Annotated in this window: 16 protein-coding genes; 15 read left to right on the forward strand and 1 reads right to left on the reverse strand. The window is 42.0% G+C overall.

The genetic code is table 11. The features are described 5' to 3' along the window. Positions 1 to 39: 39 nt before the first annotated feature. The 13 genes from AC6I77_RS22270 to AC6I77_RS22330 all read left to right on the forward strand — a co-directional run bounded on the left by AC6I77_RS22270 (position 40) and on the right by AC6I77_RS22330 (position 13043). Positions 40 to 1086, forward strand: a complete 1047-nt coding sequence (locus tag AC6I77_RS22270; RefSeq protein ID WP_497817376.1) for an EpsG family protein — start codon at positions 40 to 42, stop codon at positions 1084 to 1086. Between the two features lie 24 nt (positions 1087 to 1110). Further along, positions 1111 to 2223, forward strand: a complete 1113-nt coding sequence (locus AC6I77_RS22275; protein ID WP_497817377.1) for a glycosyltransferase — start codon at positions 1111 to 1113, stop codon at positions 2221 to 2223. Then, positions 2220 to 2447 carry a glycosyltransferase family 2 protein gene (locus AC6I77_RS22280; protein WP_497817378.1) on the forward strand — a complete coding sequence of 76 codons (228 nt, stop codon included), beginning with the start codon at positions 2220 to 2222 and terminating at the stop codon, positions 2445 to 2447. The genes AC6I77_RS22275 and AC6I77_RS22280 overlap by 4 nt, the downstream gene beginning before the upstream one ends. Further along, positions 2395 to 3093, forward strand: a complete 699-nt coding sequence (locus AC6I77_RS22285; protein ID WP_497817379.1) for a glycosyltransferase — start codon at positions 2395 to 2397, stop codon at positions 3091 to 3093. Before AC6I77_RS22280 ends, AC6I77_RS22285 begins: the two co-directional genes overlap by 53 nt. Positions 3094 to 3127: 34 nt before the next feature. Beyond that, positions 3128 to 4117: a cellulase family glycosylhydrolase gene (locus AC6I77_RS22290; RefSeq protein WP_497817380.1), complete on the forward strand. Its 990-nt coding sequence runs from the start codon at positions 3128 to 3130 to the stop codon at positions 4115 to 4117. Between the two features lie 70 nt (positions 4118 to 4187). Continuing rightward, a complete protein-coding gene (locus AC6I77_RS22295; protein WP_497817381.1) occupies positions 4188 to 5042 on the forward strand; it encodes a hypothetical protein in 855 nt (284 codons plus the stop codon). 122 nt (positions 5043 to 5164) lie between these two features. Further along, positions 5165 to 6601 (forward strand): lipopolysaccharide biosynthesis protein, encoded by a 1437-nt coding sequence (locus AC6I77_RS22300; RefSeq protein ID WP_497817382.1) that lies wholly within the window; start codon positions 5165 to 5167, stop codon positions 6599 to 6601. Positions 6602 to 6708: 107 nt separating this feature from the next. Next, positions 6709 to 8106, forward strand: coding sequence for an undecaprenyl-phosphate glucose phosphotransferase (gene wcaJ / locus AC6I77_RS22305; protein WP_307570696.1), 1398 nt, complete (start codon positions 6709 to 6711; stop codon positions 8104 to 8106). Between the two features lie 128 nt (positions 8107 to 8234). Then, positions 8235 to 9278, forward strand: a complete 1044-nt coding sequence (locus AC6I77_RS22310; protein WP_497817383.1) for an acyltransferase family protein — start codon at positions 8235 to 8237, stop codon at positions 9276 to 9278. Positions 9279 to 9345: 67 nt separating this feature from the next. After that, positions 9346 to 9861 carry a hypothetical protein gene (locus tag AC6I77_RS22315; protein WP_497817384.1) on the forward strand — a complete coding sequence of 172 codons (516 nt, stop codon included), beginning with the start codon at positions 9346 to 9348 and terminating at the stop codon, positions 9859 to 9861. Positions 9862 to 9907: 46 nt separating this feature from the next. Beyond that, complete coding sequence (locus tag AC6I77_RS22320) at positions 9908 to 10783, forward strand: beta-1,6-N-acetylglucosaminyltransferase (protein WP_497817385.1); 876 nt, start codon at positions 9908 to 9910, stop codon at positions 10781 to 10783. A gap of 327 nt (positions 10784 to 11110) precedes the next feature. After that, on the forward strand, positions 11111 to 11380 hold the full coding sequence (locus tag AC6I77_RS22325; protein ID WP_497817386.1) for a hypothetical protein: 270 nt from the start codon (positions 11111 to 11113) through the stop codon (positions 11378 to 11380). A 542-nt stretch (positions 11381 to 11922) separates the two neighbouring features. Further along, positions 11923 to 13043 (forward strand): IS3 family transposase gene (locus tag AC6I77_RS22330; protein ID WP_497817387.1). Its coding sequence is split into 2 segments (ribosomal slippage): positions 11923 to 12181 and positions 12181 to 13043, totalling 1122 coding nucleotides; the frame shifts between segments, so codons are not numbered across the junction. Here AC6I77_RS22330 and AC6I77_RS22335 read toward each other — a convergent pair. Continuing rightward, the gene (locus tag AC6I77_RS22335) at positions 13023 to 13169 is read right to left on the reverse strand and encodes a hypothetical protein (RefSeq protein WP_497817422.1); all 147 of its coding nucleotides are present in this window, start codon (positions 13167 to 13169) and stop codon (positions 13023 to 13025) included. The two genes, AC6I77_RS22330 and AC6I77_RS22335, sit on opposite strands and share 21 nt — an antisense overlap. 1079 nt (positions 13170 to 14248) lie before the next feature. Here AC6I77_RS22335 and AC6I77_RS22340 point away from each other — a divergent pair. Next, positions 14249 to 15280: a tyrosine-type recombinase/integrase gene (locus AC6I77_RS22340; protein ID WP_346458065.1), complete on the forward strand. Its 1032-nt coding sequence runs from the start codon at positions 14249 to 14251 to the stop codon at positions 15278 to 15280. 467 nt (positions 15281 to 15747) lie between these two features. Further along, positions 15748 to 16692, forward strand: a complete 945-nt coding sequence (locus tag AC6I77_RS22345) for an Rpn family recombination-promoting nuclease/putative transposase (protein ID WP_497817388.1) — start codon at positions 15748 to 15750, stop codon at positions 16690 to 16692. Positions 16693 to 16710 lie beyond the last annotated feature (18 nt).

Consider the following 16710-nt stretch of genomic DNA (forward strand, 5'->3'; position numbering starts at 1 on the left):
GGCTTCAGTGTTGAAGAGAACTGCACCTCCGAGAAAATTATGCTTCCCTATTTATTTGCCGCCCTTTTTTGCATTTTTTTTGTGTACGTTCAGGATAAATCATTAAATAGTCGTTCGGTTATATTTCCGTTGCTGGCATTAACACTGATTGCTTCATTGCGGGATTATACCATCGGCACGGATGCTAAAAGCTACACGCGTGATTTTCGCTTTCCCTTTAATCACTATCCGCTTGTACTAAATCCAGATGTCGAAAAGGGATACCAACTTCTGGCGATGTTGGTCAGGGAAGTGTATAACGATTATGCGTTTTATTTTTTTATCATGTCTTTGGTGTGCATATTTCCCGTGCTTTGGGTGTTAAAAAAACGCTCACCCAGCTATACGTTGTCAATTTATATCTACATAACATTCGGCCTTTATTTTGCTTTATATAATCAAGTACGTCAAACCATCGCGATGGGGATTTGCTTTCTGGCATTAAAGTTTTTAGTTGAAAAAAAACTATTAAAATATTCCATTTGCATTGCGATCGCTTGCCAGTTTCATATCAGTGCTGCCTTAATGTTGGTTTTTTATTTCCTTTGTCATGCAAAGGTTAGATTAGAATTCAAAGTCCTGGGCACTTTTTTCTGCGGTATGGTCAGCACCTCACTGATTATTACGATGATGGCAGCAGGTAATGAGCGATATCAGCACTACACCGAGGAGGCGACTAACGGCAGAAATGGGCTGATGACCGTTGCGCTCTATGTCCTGATTGCGATAGCAATCTATATTTTTGGCAGAAAACTGCGAAGAGAGAATATAGAGTATCGCATCATGGAATGTAGCTATTTGTGCGGGATAGCCGCGTTATTACCGGTGTCGATGTTGGGCACTGACCCGGCAGGACCGCAACGCATTGCACAGTACTTTGTTTACTATTTGATGCTTCTTCTGCCAATCATCCTTAAAAAATTAAATAATAAACCAATTACCATTACATTTTGCCTGTGTGGGTTGGTTTATTTCGTGATGCTAATTTCGAGCAATATCGGTGGGATTTATCCCTATTTATTAAATGATGCATTCAAAATTTTCTGAGAGTAATATTATAAGGGGCAAGTAATGAGAGTGCTTCATGCCGCAGAGACCATAAAAGGCGGAGTTGCCACTGTACTGGATAGTTTGGCGACTTTTCAAAAGCAAAATCACCAGATATCGCAGTTAAATATTCTGGTGCCCGAGCAACATATGTCAGAGCTTTCAGCCACTTTACGACCTTATATTACCACTTTTAATCGCCAGAAAAGGGGGGTTTTGGGATTGCTATCATTCGCAAAGAGTTTTTATCGACAGGTTAAATCTTTGGAGCCTAATATTGTTCATTTACATAGCACTTTTGCGGGGTTTGTTGGGCGGTTAATGATATTGGCTTTTTTCAGGAACAGGAACATTAAGGTTATTTACTGCCCTCATGGTTTTTCATTTCTGGTGGATACTTTTTTTATCAAACGCCTGATATTCACCTTATGCGAGAGACTGTTATCACTCTCAACGCAAAGCATCATATGCGTGGGAGAGTTTGAATACATTAAAGCTTTAGAAAAAGGATTTTCCAGCCACAAGCTTTGTCTGATCAGTAATGGGGTTGAACTCCCCAGTTTGTCTAATGCGTTGACGCATAATAAGCTGGATGAATATACCTTACTGTATGTCGGACGCTTTGATTATCAAAAAGGCACGGATACGTTAATGGATGCCTTACGCACTCTGGACGAAAAAACGTTAAGTTTCAAACTTAATGTTATTATGGTAGGTTCTTCGGTAAACCAGATAAGTGACAAAGAAAATTATGAGTTCAAAAACATAACTATCACCTATACAGGCTGGATTAAGAAGGAACAGATTGGTGAATATTACAGAAAAGCTAATTGTCTGATTATTCCTTCCCGTTGGGAAGGATTTGCGATGGTTCCTCTTGAGGCCATTAGTTATAACCTTCCTATTATCACCAGTGATATTGTCGCATTTAAAGAGTTGAACAGAGTCAGCAAGCTTTTCTTCAACTGTGGCAACAGTGCTTCTCTGGCGAGTCTGCTTTCTGGTATTAACACATATGATTTAGATAATGCTAAGAAAAGACTGATGCAAAAGTTAGTTGATAATTACACCAGAGATAAAATGAATACTAAAACACTGGATGTGTATGCCCAAGTAACTACCAGGAAAATAAAATGAATGATATGCCATTGGTTTCCGTCTATGTGCCGACGTATAATCGAATTGAACTGCTGAAACGTGCTTTGACCTCGGTCCTAAGTCAAAGCTACCAAAATATCGAAGTGATTGTTGTTGATGATAATTCATCTGACGGCACGCAAGAGTTTTTGACGGAGATGGCGAAGCAAGATGATCGCGTTAAACCCATCCTCAAAGAGCAGAAACTCAGGAGCTTGTATTAGCAGAAATATGGCGATTGAGAGCGCCCAGGGTGAGTTTATTACCGGGCTGGATGATGATGATTACTTTCTGCCAGGGAGGATCACGTATTTCGTTGAAAATCGTCATTTATTGAAAAAATACATTTTTTTGTACACGAATTTTTTTACCTTAACCAAAAGTGGGCAATATAAAAAAACGCGATATCTGGATATGGCGATGCCGAAGGAAATAACTTCACGGAATCTGTTGTTCAAGAATATTATTGGTAATCAATGTTTCACATACACCCAACGAATGAGATGCGCTGGGAAATTTACCCCGGATATGCCAGCATGGCAGGATATGGATCTTTTCTATCGTCTGCTCAATAACACTGAACTAAAGCAAGCACGATTATTGCGGCAATATCTTTATGTTCAGGACACCTCTCATGACCTGAATAGAATAACACTCAGCAATAAAGATAAAATACACCGTGCATTTTTCCTTTTCTGCGAAAAAAATCATATTACAGGAAAATATCAGGATATCCTTGAAGTACAATTGGTGAGTTATGGGATCAAAGTCAGGAATTCATTGTTTTTAACACGTCTGCGTTCGAATACAAAACTTTATTTCTATTTTGTGGATGCATTTCTTTTTTTTAAGAATCTATCCAATAAATAGCTTTGAATCTTCAACTCATCGTCCGGGTCTCATCATGAACAAGTTATATCTATTGGCCATGCTATGCGTGTTGCACAGTGGCTGCGTCAGAGCGGCTCACTCGATGTATACCGGTGTGTTCTTTCAACCCGAACGAATGACAGGACAAGGCGATAGCACCATTGAGCTACTGAAAAAATATCATTTCAACTCGTACCGCAGTGGTTTCAGATGGCGCCAGGTAGAGCAGGTGAAGGGGATCTACCGCATCCCTGACGAGAGGCTCACGCGTTTCGTCAATGATTCATTGCAAGCCGGAATTACCCCTTTGCTGGTGTTGGGCAACACTAATGCTTTGTACCAGAATACCAAACCGGTCACTGCTGAGCAGCTTAAGGCATTCTGTGGATTTGTCGCATGGAACGTTGATCTATTTCCACGCAAGAAAGTGGTGTACGAGATCTATAATGAGTGGTGGCACGATGACATGAAAAATCATCCCGAAAGTTATGATGATACTTCAGCTCATCAATACGCTGCCATGATTATGATGGTGGCTAAAGTTATCAAACAGCATAACCCCAACGCCGTGATTATTGCAGGCAGTATGAATCCATTGTCACAACGCCACATTAACTGGTTAGATGTGATGGTCAGGGACGGTGTGTTAAAGGATGTAGATGGAATTTCGATACATCCATACTCCACGAATACACCAGACTCAGACTTCAAAGCTATTGAGCATTTCGAAGATTATCTCAAGAGTGTAAATGCAGGTCATAAGGTAGATTTGTATATCTCAGAAATGGGATATTCAGATTCACCGCGTGGTAAATTATTACCTTTCCAGCAAAAAGCCTATATCAAAAGATATTATCAACTCGCTGCGTCACATGACTTCATTAAAGGCATTTGGTGGTATTCATTACAGGACGTAAATATCCCGCATAATGCCTATGAATCAAACTTTGGAATGCTTGATGAATCAGGTAACGAGAAAGATATTATGCAGGGATATCTTTCCTGGCTTCATGAGAAGGATTGAATCTTGCTCAGCTTCTTGTGTGCCGCTACTAACATGAAAATCTCAACTTTTAACTCACAGGGTTTTAAGTATGCATACCATCATGACGGTTGTTTTAAGTCATTGCTCTGCTCAAAAATCTCCGACACTCAACTCACTAATGAAGTCAAAATGTTCTTTAGATGAACTGTTGATAATAAATAATGGTGCAGGAACAAACAACATCGATAAAGAATTTATCCATAACCTCGGAGTTAAAATTAAGAAAGTAAGTATTAGACACTTCTTAGATGTCAGGCCACTGAGTTGGATATACAATGGAGTGCTCAACGAGTATTCGCAGAGTGACAGATTTATTTTTTTTAGTGACAACTTTGTTTTTGAGAATAGCTACATTGATAATTTAAATTCTTTTTACAGTGACGTAATTGATTTGCAAATACCTAACATACGCGATGGTGTTTCAAAGCAGATTATCTACCCGCGGTTGAATAAGTTTGTACAGAAAATTCCAGATGGGATTAAAATTGACTCTCAGTATACATTACTGTCAATGAATTCGGGGCTGGTTATCTACCGCAGTTTGATCGATAAATTTGCTGAGTGCAACATGGAAGTTTTTGATAATCGTTTTGCCCTGTATGGCGTCGATTATAATTTTTTCAACCGCCTCGAAGTGTTAAAGAAAAAGAATTTTAAAGTTTGTATCCAGGTCATTAATACTATTGAATCCTCAGCGTCAGAGCCAGAAAACTATGATGGCGATTCACAGGAAGTCGAACGCATTTATGACCGTGTGCTTTCAGGGAAATACTATTCAAAAAATATATTTGTGATTTATCTAAGGTTGCTAAGAATTACACTACAGCAGATTATTAGGTTCAAGTTTTCTAATTTAGAACTAATATTTAAAATTTTCTCAGAAGGAAAGCACCCGCGTTGTTGATCTGTCAGATATTTAAATCGGGCTAATATAAAAGGGATAAGTATGGATTCATTATTTAACGGTTTTTTTCCTGGAAGGAATAAACAACATGTTGTCATATCAATCGAAAGGGCGGTATTTCGATGAATGTACTTTCAAACGCCAAATGGAATGCAGTGTCCCAATTCCTAAAAATGTTGGTGCAAGCTGTCAATTTGATCTATCTGGCTAAAATAATTTCGCCAGCGCAATATGGCATCATGGCGATGGCGGTAGTGGTGATCAATCTTGGTACGCTGTTAAGGGATCTCGGGACATCAGCAGCACTGATTCAGAAAAAAGAGGTGAGTAACAACCTGATCAATTCAGTTTTTTGGCTGAATGTACTGCTGGGGCTGTTCTTGTGTGGCGTGATTGCTTGTCTTGCATATCCACTCTCATTACTCTATCACCAACCTGAACTGGTGAAGGTTCTCATTCTTCTGGGATTAACCTTTCCGCTCTCAAGTTGCGCGGCCACCCATCTGGCATTGTTAGAACGAGGTAACCAGTTCAAATCAATTTCACGTGTTGAAGTCACATCATCTGTTTGTTCTGTCATTATTGCTATCATATTAGCTAATTGCGGCTTTGGTGTTTACAGTCTGGTGGCACAGGCATTAGTTCAGAATTCGATGTCAGCATTACAATTTTGGAAGATATCTAAATGGAGACCATCACTTACTCATTTTATCCGAGCCTGTGACATCAAAGAAATCTTTTCATTTAGTACAGAGCTATCTTTGTATAACTTCATTAATTATTTTTCCAGAAATACCGATAGCTTCATTATTGGTCGATATATGTCGGCGACGATACTGGGGCAATATAACCTGGCGTATCGGATTATGCTGTTTCCTTTGCAAAGCATGACTTATGTGGCAACGCGTTCGTTGTATCCGGTATTGAGCCGTTTTCAGGACGATAACAAGCGCATTGAAGCGACCTATCTTAATACCATATTTTTTGTTCTGGTATTTACAGCACCTCTAATGACATTAATTGGTTACTACAGTTTTCCAATAATAAAATTATTTTTCGGTGAGCAGTGGCTCAAAACCGCAGAGATACTAAAATGGCTGGCACCAACTGCAATTATCCAGTCAGTGCTCAGCACTACCGGCGCCGTTTTTATGGTGAAAAATCGCACTAATATCATGTTAAAGCTTGGGATGTTTAATGCTCTTATCATGGTTTCAACCTTTTTTATCGGTGTAAGATTTGATATCACCACTTTTGCTAAATTTTATATGCTCGCCAACATTTTTATGTTTTTTCCATTGATGCATTGTCTGATGATGACCCTCTCGGGGAATCTCATTAATGTATTTCTAAAGGTTTATCCGGTGTCTATTGCCGTTGGCGTGATGATGATGGCTATGTTTGTGATTGATCAGAAGTACCCTTCCTCTCAAATTAATAATATTCTGCTGTTGGTATCGATCTGCTTCTGCTGCGTAATCACCTATTTGGTTTCACTTTTTACAATGTCAAAAAGCGCCAGAATGTTTATTTGCCATCGCTTAAAAATTCAATCCTGATAATCAGTAAATCATAAAATATTAACCTCAGGCCCACCGAATTAATTTCGGTAAACATCAATAATCTCAGTTTTCGTTTAACGGTTTAACCAGGCAGGTTGACGACTATGAATACATTACAGCATCGCGTTCACATACCTTCGAATATCTCGGTCATCTCCATTGTGCAGCGACTCTCTGATATAGGTGTTATTTTTACAGGTCTGTATCTGGTTTCTGCTCTGCATCGCACTGTTTTTGATGACCAACATTTACTGCTACTGATGACGGCAATGATTGCTTTCGTCACAGTTGCAGGATTTACTAATTTCTATCGTTCGTGGCGTGGGATGCACATCTATGTTGAGCTGTTTTCGATCACCAGAAACTGGATAGTGACAGCAGCAGCAACCTGGCTGGTGCTGAGCTGCTCTGCTCATTTCACCCTGTCATTTGACGTGCTGATGCATTGGTTCCTGTTGGTGGCGGTCGGACTTACCGCCAGCCGTTCAGTGATCCGTTACCTTTCTGGCACACTGCGTAAGTATGGTTATAACAATCGCCGTGTCTGTGTCGCGGGTAGCATGCCAGCAGGTATTGCTTTGTTGAAAAGTTTCGGTCGTTCTCCCTGGTTGGGGTTTGTGGTAAAGGGCGTTTATGACGATGTGGTCTCTAACGATCTTAACGGTTTACCTTATGCCGGAAATCTTGCCGAATTAATCAGGGAAGCGCGTGACGGAGAAATTGATCGTATTTACATCGCAATGCATATGAAAGATGAAGCGAAGATCAGTGAGTTAGTGAAGCAGCTGGCTGATACCACCTGTTCAGTGTTGCTGGTGCCCGATGTTTCAGCTCTTAACATTCTGCAATCTCATCCTGAGGACATCAACGGTGTTCCCGTCGTGCCCTTAGTGGATACACCTTTCAATGGTATCAACCGGGTTTTGAAGCGGCTGGAAGACATCGTGCTTTCTTCACTGATTTTATTGTTAATCTCGCCGATTCTGCTCGCCGTGGCGATTGCTGTGAAACTCTCCTCACCCGGACCGGTGCTTTTTCGTCAGACACGTTATGGCATCGATGGCAAGCCCATCGTTGTCTGGAAGTTTCGCTCTATGAGCGTTATGGAAAATGATGCCAAAGTGATGCAGGTAACGCGAGGAGATGTGCGCGTAACGCAAGTCGGGCGATTTTTACGTAAAACCTCACTGGATGAGTTACCACAGTTCTTCAACGTATTTCGTGGCGAGATGTCAATTGTTGGACCACGCCCTCATGCCGTTGCCCATAATGAACAATATCGTATGTTAATTCATGGCTATATGCTGCGTCACAAGGTTAAGCCTGGGATTACGGGCTTAGCACAGATTAATGGCTGGCGTGGTGAAACCGATACCTTAGATAAGATGCAAAAGCGTATTGATCTGGATCTGGAATATATTCGTAGCTGGAGCATCCCAGGAGACCTGAAGATCATATTCTTAACGTTACTGAAGGGTTTTGTGAACAAATCCGCCTATTGATAATACGCAATTCATTGCTCTGACATTCTCAGTTAATCGAAATTTAATCACAATATTAACCGCATTTCCTGGCGAGCACACTGTTCGCCAGTAGCAATCTCAAGATTCGCTATCTATAAGGATTTCTCATGTTGTATTCGATTCAGTTTCTGAGAGGAATTGCAGCGTTAATGGTGGTGCTGACCCACATTGCACATAAAGGGAAACAGTACGAAACCGGCTCGTTGAACTGGTTTCATGTGGGAGGGAATGGGGTGGATCTGTTTTTCATCATTTCCGGTTTTATTATGTGTGTTGCTACCCACAATAAAAATATAACCCTTCTTCATTTTCTGCTTCACCGTGTTATAAGAATTATTCCTTTGTACTGGGTGCTTAGTCTTGTCGCTTTATTCATCTTCTTAGTTTCTCCACAAATGGTCAATTCGTCCGGTGGCAAAACGGGTATTATTCAATCTTTCTTCCTGATTCCTGATGGTGTTAAGTTTTTAATTCAGAATGGATGGACGTTAAGCTACGAATTTTATTATTACCTGATATTTTCCGTTTTCATTTTTCTGACTGACATCAGGTTAATGAGATATCTTGGTGTTTCATTAACTATCTTGCTATTGTCTGTTACAGGATTGTTCCTTCAACCAGAAACACCGATCCTGGTTTTTTTATTCAGCAATATGTTGCTTGAGTTTATGCTTGGCGTGCTTTCGTTTGTGATAATTAGCAACATTAAACCGGGTCAGGTTTCTGCATGCCTGATGATTACTTTGGGTCTGAGTTGGGTGATTTACAACAATGTTTACGGTACCCCTGAAGTGCCTTTTGGCAAGGTCGTGACTTCGGGTTTACCGATGTTTCTCATATTTCTGGGAGCACTCAGTCTGGAACAGTGGTTTGCAACAAGTAAGGGCTGCCTGGTCCGTGTTTTTGAACAGTTAGGTAACTCCTCATACTCACTCTATTTAATCCATCCCTTTATATTGAGCCCTGCCGCGTTGGTTTTAAAGAACCTTGGGTTGTTGAGTTCGGGTTTATTTACTGTAGTCTTACTTTCAGCTTCGATTATTTCTGGTTTGCTTACCTACCGTTTTATTGAAAAGCCCCTCGCTCGATTAACACAGAAGTGGGGCAAAGACCGGGCAGCTAAAAAGAGTCGTATACAAATAGTTAGCTGACTTCAGTGCTTAAATGGCCTGAAGATAATGTAAATCATAGTGTTAGCGTTAATTTAAAGGTAATGGTATGAGAAAAGTCATCACTCATATTCAAAACAAATTTATTGAAAGTGCAATTGAAAATCTTTCGTCAGAAATGTCCTTTATTCGGGCTGATTTATTGGTTTTTGATGTATACCACTTCATGCTGGCACTCAGCAGAGAGAGGTCCTTGCTGAAAAAAAGAAATATCATTGTAATTTACAGTAATGAATTAGAGGTTTTTATTCTTCAATCCGTGTGCGATTTTTCTTTTTACGCCTTAGACCTGCGTGATAATGATATTTTTGATTTTTTTAAAGGTAGAAAGGTGTTTAAGAAAATAAAGCCATTCAAGGAAAAAGAAGACAGCGTGAGAATGCGGGTGTTCTTGCTGATTTTACGCGGCTGGGATGATGACAGAATTTGTCATGCTCTGATGCTTACGATGAAAAAGTTAAAGGAGTATAAATCGCAACTTACGTATTTATTCTTTGAAAAAAGGCGAAATCTCTTTTACCTGACATTAAACGGGTTTTTGCAGTGTGACGCATTAGCTGCATGATACAATCTCAGTGTTCATTAGCCTGAACAGGCAAGGTATTCGTTAAATGAAAAAAATTTTTTGTATTCTTTGTCATAAAGTTACAAATCCTCTTATCTTCACTATTACTTATTTATCATCTTTTGCTGAAAACATTATTCTTATTCACGTCGATGCAAAGTCCTCTCTTGATGATTTTCAGTCATTAGCTGCCTCTAATGTCCATTTTGTTCAGAATCGCGTGTGCGTAACCTGGGGAAGCTATAGTCAGGTAGCCTCAACCCTGAATACCTTTTCAGAAGCACTGCAATGGAATTTCGACTATCTGTTCTTATTGTCTGGTGACGATATACCAAACAAGAGTAATGAAACGATGAATAATTTCTTGCACAGCATTAATAAGAAAAACTTAATCCATTTCCAGGACTCAAGAAACAACTATGTCGATCCAGAGAAGAGGGTTAAGTATCGATATCCTGATGTGTTCTATTCCAGAAGAAAAAGTATTCCTGAAAAGATAAAAATCCTGGCATTCAAATCACTCAGAAATTTTTTTATAACCGATGTTTTCAAAAAACATGCTAACAAAAAAATTCAATTCTATAAAGGGACAAATTGGTTCTCATTAAATCATCCGACTGTAAATTCAGTTATGATGTTTGTCTCTTTGAATAAGTGGTATTGCGATTTATTTCAATATTCCTTTTGCAGTGATGAGGTTTTTTTTCATACAATTATCAAGCTTCTTGGCAGAACGGACCTATATCATGACGAACTTAAGTTAAATGATGCTTTGCGATATATTGATTGGAAAACCGGACCTGATTATCCCAGGGTTCTTGATGAGTCAGATTTTGCTAATATAAAAAACTCTGGCTGCTTTTTTTCAAGAAAGCACGCAGATCTTAGCTTTGATGTTTTTGATAAATTGCTCAGTGAATAAATTATAACTATTAAATCCATGAAACCTCACTTATGGTAACTCAAATACACATCAAAAAAAATCAGAAAATTTATTGGTACTGGATAAAGTAACGGGTTGAAAATGTGTTCATTAAACAGCTAATATGCATCCTGTTAACTAATAATCTACTTTTTTCATTCTCTTTTTTTAAAAATTATTTTTGTCAACTGTCAGTAATTGGGGTTATTTGTTTTATTATTTAGTGATATTATATTCTAATTTTGATGGTGATGCGGCGTGGTAATCAGATCAATCTTAACTCATTGAAGGGTTTATTGTTGTTGTTTTTATCATTAAGAGATTAAAATGAAAAAAGAAATTTCTGAAGATATGAAGAAAGCATTATCTGGGATAAAAGAGGGTCGTGTTTATATTTTACGCGGAGACAAGTTAGTTGGACTTGAGATGAATCGTGATTGTTCACGCAGTTGTAGACCTGGTAAAACTTGCAGAAGCCTGGCTCCATTGATGCGCAGGGGATTTATAGAGTTTTCTGACGTTGCATCTGATACGTCTCGTTTCTACAAAGTTAAGATAACAGAAATGGGCCTAATAATGTTATCCGTATGTTCTTAGCTCGATTTAGGTTCATCTTATCCTCATAAGATATGTCTTATGGCTATCATTCTAATTTTTTTGATAAAAGTTCAGGTTAAAGAAATTTTTTCTGCCGAAGCGATATTTTAGTTTTCTTAAAAAGTGCTTAATCTTCTCTTCCCCTGCGCAGTGCTTATGGTTACGCTTCGGCTTTTTTTCTTTCCATCTCAATGTTCATCGTTGCAAGATTAGCCAAATGAAATGAATTTTATAAAAAATTTTCTTTATATGTATATTGCCGCAGCTGGTGTGCGGGTGCTTATCCCTGAACACAATGAAAGCTATTAAATTAATTTAGGTTTCAGCTCACGCAAAAATGCTGAAGATGATAGTATTGGAATCTCTATTCATTAAGCGTTCGGAAGTAGCCTTTTATTTAAACAGAATGTTTACTTCACCCTGTTTGCTGCTCTTTACAGATCATGGAACATTCGTATCTGCTTTTCATACTGACCTGCTCCCCGTTGATTAATACACCGCGATGTTAGTAATGTCTTCATAAGCCACATGAGGACATCCCCATGAAGAAGCGTTTTTCCGACGAACAGATCATCAGTATCCTCCGCGAGGCTGAAGCCGGGGTTTCTGCCCGTGAGCTCTGCCGCAAGCACGCTATTTCAGACGCCACCTTTTACACCTGGCGCAAGAAGTTCGGCGGCATGGAAGTCCCCGAAGTGAAGCGGCTCAAGTCGCCTGAAGAGGAGAACACTCGTCTCAAGAAGCTGCTCGCCGAAGCCATGCTGGATAAGGAGGCGCTACAGGTGGCTCTGCGCCGAAAGCTCTGACGACAGACCAGAAGCGGGAAGCCGTGGAGGTCATGTGTGAGGCAACGGGTCTGTCGCAACGCCGTGCCTGCAGGCTGGCCGGTCTGTCACTTTCAACCTGCCGTTATTCGGCCCAGCGTCCGGCTGCTGATGCGCAACTGTCTCTACGTATCACAGAGCTGGCACTTGAACGCCGCCGGTTTGGTTACCGGCGCATCTGGCAGTTATTGCGACGGGAGGGCCTTCACGTCAACCACAAGCGGGTTTACCGCATCTATCACCTTAACGGTCTGGGTGTAAAACGCAGGCGCCGCCGTAAGGGTCTGGCGACTGCACGGCTTCCGCTTCTTCGCCCGGATGCGCCGAACCTGACATGGTCGATGGATTTTGTCATGGATGCACTTGCCAGCGGTCGCCGGATTAAGTGCCTGACCTGCGTGGATGATTTCACCAGGGAGTGCCTGACGATCACCGCCGCTTTCGGGATTTCAGGTATTCAGGTCGCGCGTATTCTGGACAGCATTGCGCTGTTTCGTGGATATCCTGAGACGATAAGAACCGATCAGGGCCCGGAATTTACCTGCCGCGCGCTGGATCAATGGGCCTTTGAACATGGTGTTGAGTTGCGCTTAATCCAGCCGGGCAAGCCAACGCAGAACGGATTTATTGAGAGTTTCAACGGTCGCTTTCGGGATGAATGCCTGAATGAGCACTGGTTCATCGATATTCTACATGCCCGAGAAATCATTAATGACTGGCGGAAGGACTATAACGAGTCCAGACCGCATTCATCGCTGAATTACCAGACGCCATCTGAATTTGCAGCAGGCTGGCGAAACGGGAAGCATGAAGAAATATCAACCGACATTACTAACTGAAGGTTGTATCTGATACAGGGGGCAGGTCACGGTCATGCCATCATTTAGATCATTTTTTATTGAACCTCTTAATAAAAGGCTCTCTTTTTTAAGTCTCTCATTATCTGATAATTTTTCATTGCTCATTATCTTCTCCTTGGTTTTACAACATAGAACCATTATCCTTAAATCTTAGCAATAAACAGTTCTTATATTGATTGTCATAACAGTTCCTTTATCTATTTTACTGTTTAAACTAATGACTAAATTGTATATGTTATCTTTTTTTACTCTTAATGGAATTGGTCAGGGAAATATAAATTCATGTCGGTTTATTACGCAATAGACGGCATAATAAAGAAAAACTCAGTTTTTTTCAATTAACTCAGTCGACCGTAAAGTGCTTCATGAACTCCAGATAGATGTACGTTTAACAAATAATTTTCTTGAAGAGATGGTTGGACTTTAACTTTCATCTTGCCTGCTAAGAGTCAAAGCGCTGGAGGAGGGGGAGTATATTAGTAAGTATGTCGCAATATTCAACCCTAAGTCTTCATGACTAGATTTAACCGTATTTCTAAGAGTATGGCTCACGGGTAAGGAAGAATAGATTGTTGAGCATTTTCGCCACGAAGTGAAAATTATTCCAGAGGTGGTAGAAGACAAAATAAATGTATCAATCACATCAAGTCGTCATTATTTTTTTTGGATTCAATATAAATCCAAATCATTGAAAATTATAACTCTCATTTATGTAATTAATTTATAGTTAAGAAAAGAAATGTCGTTATTAATTTAGATTTTCTGCTTAATTGGATACTTTCATTTTTTCTATACAATTGAGACCATGCTTTTAACACCCTCATCACTCATTCATATTTCCTTTTTCTAATTTGTAAATGTTTTTTGTATGCCCATTATAGACCCTCTTTTTAATCTTAATTCAAATCTTTTTCATATGCTTCTAACCTTATATAATTATACTTATATAAGGCCAGACACGGCCTAAGAAACCAGGTATCATAAGGATCGAGGCCGGATCCTGAGATCCCTGACCACTATAAAAAAAAGACGAAGTACCGGACGGCGTGCTGCGGAGGGTCATCTGTGTACAGACGGTTAAAAATCCGGCAGCGCTACGTAAAATCTGACGGGCACTGCCCCTGCTTCTTTGTCAGAATTCACGTAGCGCTGCCTCCTGATTAATGGGTGAAAACTGAGCAAATATGAACGATATCTCCGGTTTTACCGGTGTGACCCTCAGCGGCAGCGCTGGTGACGATCTTACTGCGAAGCTGGCCGGGTTTGTCCGGCACCGCGAAGCCTTTTCGCCTAACACGTGGCGTCAGCTCCTGAGCGTGATGCGGATCTGCTGGCGCTGGTCGCAGAAAAACAACCGGACCTTTCTGCCTATGTCACCGGATGACATGCAGGACTACCTGTTTCACCTGCAGGCGATTGGTCGGGCAACTTCAACCATCTCAGTGCACGCTGCGCTTATATCAATGTTACACCGTAACGCCGGACTGGTACCGCCAACGGTTGCGACTGACGTTGTGCGCGCCAGGAAGAAGATAAACCGTACCGCGGTCATGTCAGGTGAGCGCACTGGGCAGGCAGCTCCATTCTGCCGACCGGACCTGAACCGTCTTGATGCAGCATGGAGTCATTCCCCGCGCCTGCAGCAGCTGCGCGACCTCGCGTTTATGCACGTTGCTTACAGTACACTTCTCCGCATGAGCGAGCTTTCACGTCTGCGGATCAGGGATATCTCCCATGCAGCAGACGGGCGTATCATTCTGGACGTTGGCTGGACCAAAACCATCCTGCAGTCAGGTGGCATTGTGAAGGCCCTTAGTGCGAAGTCTTCCCGCCGGCTGAGCGAATGGATTACCGCGGCGGGCCTGGCTGGCGAACCTGACGCTGTTATCTTTTGTCCTGTCCATCGTTCTAACCGTATCGCCCGGGTGTCGGAAGTCCCCATGAGCGCACCTTGCCTGGAAGATATTTATCGTCGTGCCCGGCAGGCTACGGGTAAAACGGAGGCGCTTGAAACGAACAAAGGGCGCTATGCCAGCTGGAGCGGCCACAGCGCTCGCGTCGGCGCCGCACAGGATATGGCCAGAAAAGGCATATCCATTGCGCAGATCATGCAGGAAGGTACCTGGACGCAGACTCAGACTGTCATGCGCTACATCCGCATGGTTGAAGCTCACCGGGGTGCAATGGTCATCCTGATGGAAAGCGATGATGATTAGCTGATAAAGCGCTCTGCTTCTGAGATCCAGTACTGCTTTTTTCCTGACTGAAATCTGTCTGTGCTGCTGACAGAATGACCCTTCTACATTGCAGGCTTCAGCTGACGATATGACGTATGACATGACGGGAATCAATGGCAGTCGATAATTACGGGTTTATTACACTGTCTGATTTTACCGATGATAGGTGCGTGAAATGTAATTTATGTTAAATGGTGGCAGAAATAGCCACATCTCCCAGCCGTATTGACGGTGTTTTATGATTCCATCACTCATCTGGCTGTGCGAACAGCGACGAAGAATGATTATGCTTCGATTATTAGAGATCGTACGATGAAGCAGTGTATCCGAAATAATTAAAAATAATCCGAACGGCTACCTGCAGGCATTGCAGATCTGTTCACCATCAATACAGACGGTTTTCTGCCTGTGGTAACATACAGCGGTTATTTTCAGAGCCGGGACTGATGAAGAAGAAAAAAAACCGTACACCAACTCCTCACGATGCCACGTTCCGGCAATTTCTGACCCACCCGGATGTCGCCCGTGATTTCATGGAACTGCATCTGCCCGCAGAGCTGCGTGCTATCTGTGACCTCAGTACGCTAAAGCTGGAATCCGGCTCGTTTGTCGAGGATGACCTGAGGCAGTACTTTAGTGACGTGCTCTACAGTCTGAAAACCACAGCCGGTGAGGGGTATGTCCACGTGCTCATTGAGCACCAGTCTTCACCCGATAAACACATGGCTTTTCGCCTGATGCGTTATGCGGTGGCGGCCATGCAGCGCCACCTTGAGGCGGGCCATAAGAAGTTGCCACTGGTGATACCCGTGCTGTTCTATACGGGTAAACGCAGCCCGTATCCTTACTCCACCCGGTGGCTGAATGAGTTTGATGATCCGGCGCTGGCAGGCAAACTCTACAGCAGCGCTTTCCCGGTGGTTGACGTTACCGTCATTCCTGATGATGAAATCGCCGGCCATCGCAGCATGGCCGCCCTGACCCTGCTGCAGAAACATATTCATCAGCGGGACCTGGCAGAACTGACTGACCGGCTGGCGCCCATTCTGCTGGCCGGCTATCTGTCTTCATCACAGGTGATATCGCTGGTACACTATATTGTACAGGCAGGCGAAACAGCCGACGCCGAAGGCTTTGTACGCGAACTGGCACAGCGTGTGCCGCAACACGGAGACGCACTTATGACCATCGCACAACAGCTCGAACAGAAGGGCATCGAGAAGGGCATCCAGAAGGGTATCCAGTTAGGCAGGCAGGAAGGCCGAAATGAAGGCATGCTGGAAGGCAAGCTGGAAGTTGCCCGTACCATGCTGCAGAACGGTCTTGACCGTAATACCGTCATGAAAATGACCGGACTGACTGAAGACGACCTGGCGCAGATCCGCCACTGACTTATTTAGCGGCCTCTC

The sequence above is a fragment of the Pantoea sp. X-Soil-ISGK-259 genome (genome assembly GCF_059730705.1).

What these genes read in the sequence shown, in the direction of transcription:
- AC6I77_RS22315 (WP_497817384.1), top strand. Translation starts at nt 9,346, where the DNA reads ATGAGAAAAGTCATCACTCATATTCAAAACAAATTTATTGAAAGTGCA.
- AC6I77_RS22270 (WP_497817376.1), top strand. Translation starts at nt 40, where the DNA reads ATGCTTCCCTATTTATTTGCCGCCCTTTTTTGCATTTTTTTTGTGTAC.
- AC6I77_RS22340 (WP_346458065.1), top strand. Translation starts at nt 14,249, where the DNA reads ATGAACGATATCTCCGGTTTTACCGGTGTGACCCTCAGCGGCAGCGCT.
- AC6I77_RS22290 (WP_497817380.1), top strand. Translation starts at nt 3,128, where the DNA reads ATGAACAAGTTATATCTATTGGCCATGCTATGCGTGTTGCACAGTGGC.
- AC6I77_RS22345 (WP_497817388.1), top strand. Translation starts at nt 15,748, where the DNA reads ATGAAGAAGAAAAAAAACCGTACACCAACTCCTCACGATGCCACGTTC.
- AC6I77_RS22310 (WP_497817383.1), top strand. Translation starts at nt 8,235, where the DNA reads ATGTTGTATTCGATTCAGTTTCTGAGAGGAATTGCAGCGTTAATGGTG.
- AC6I77_RS22300 (WP_497817382.1), top strand. Translation starts at nt 5,165, where the DNA reads ATGAATGTACTTTCAAACGCCAAATGGAATGCAGTGTCCCAATTCCTA.
- AC6I77_RS22275 (WP_497817377.1), top strand. Translation starts at nt 1,111, where the DNA reads ATGAGAGTGCTTCATGCCGCAGAGACCATAAAAGGCGGAGTTGCCACT.
- AC6I77_RS22325 (WP_497817386.1), top strand. Translation starts at nt 11,111, where the DNA reads ATGAAAAAAGAAATTTCTGAAGATATGAAGAAAGCATTATCTGGGATA.
- AC6I77_RS22295 (WP_497817381.1), top strand. Translation starts at nt 4,188, where the DNA reads ATGCATACCATCATGACGGTTGTTTTAAGTCATTGCTCTGCTCAAAAA.
- AC6I77_RS22320 (WP_497817385.1), top strand. Translation starts at nt 9,908, where the DNA reads ATGAAAAAAATTTTTTGTATTCTTTGTCATAAAGTTACAAATCCTCTT.
- AC6I77_RS22280 (WP_497817378.1), top strand. Translation starts at nt 2,220, where the DNA reads ATGAATGATATGCCATTGGTTTCCGTCTATGTGCCGACGTATAATCGA.
- AC6I77_RS22285 (WP_497817379.1), top strand. Translation starts at nt 2,395, where the DNA reads ATGATCGCGTTAAACCCATCCTCAAAGAGCAGAAACTCAGGAGCTTGT.
- wcaJ (WP_307570696.1), top strand. Translation starts at nt 6,709, where the DNA reads ATGAATACATTACAGCATCGCGTTCACATACCTTCGAATATCTCGGTC.
- AC6I77_RS22335 (WP_497817422.1), bottom strand. Translation starts at nt 13,169, where the DNA reads ATGAGCAATGAAAAATTATCAGATAATGAGAGACTTAAAAAAGAGAGC.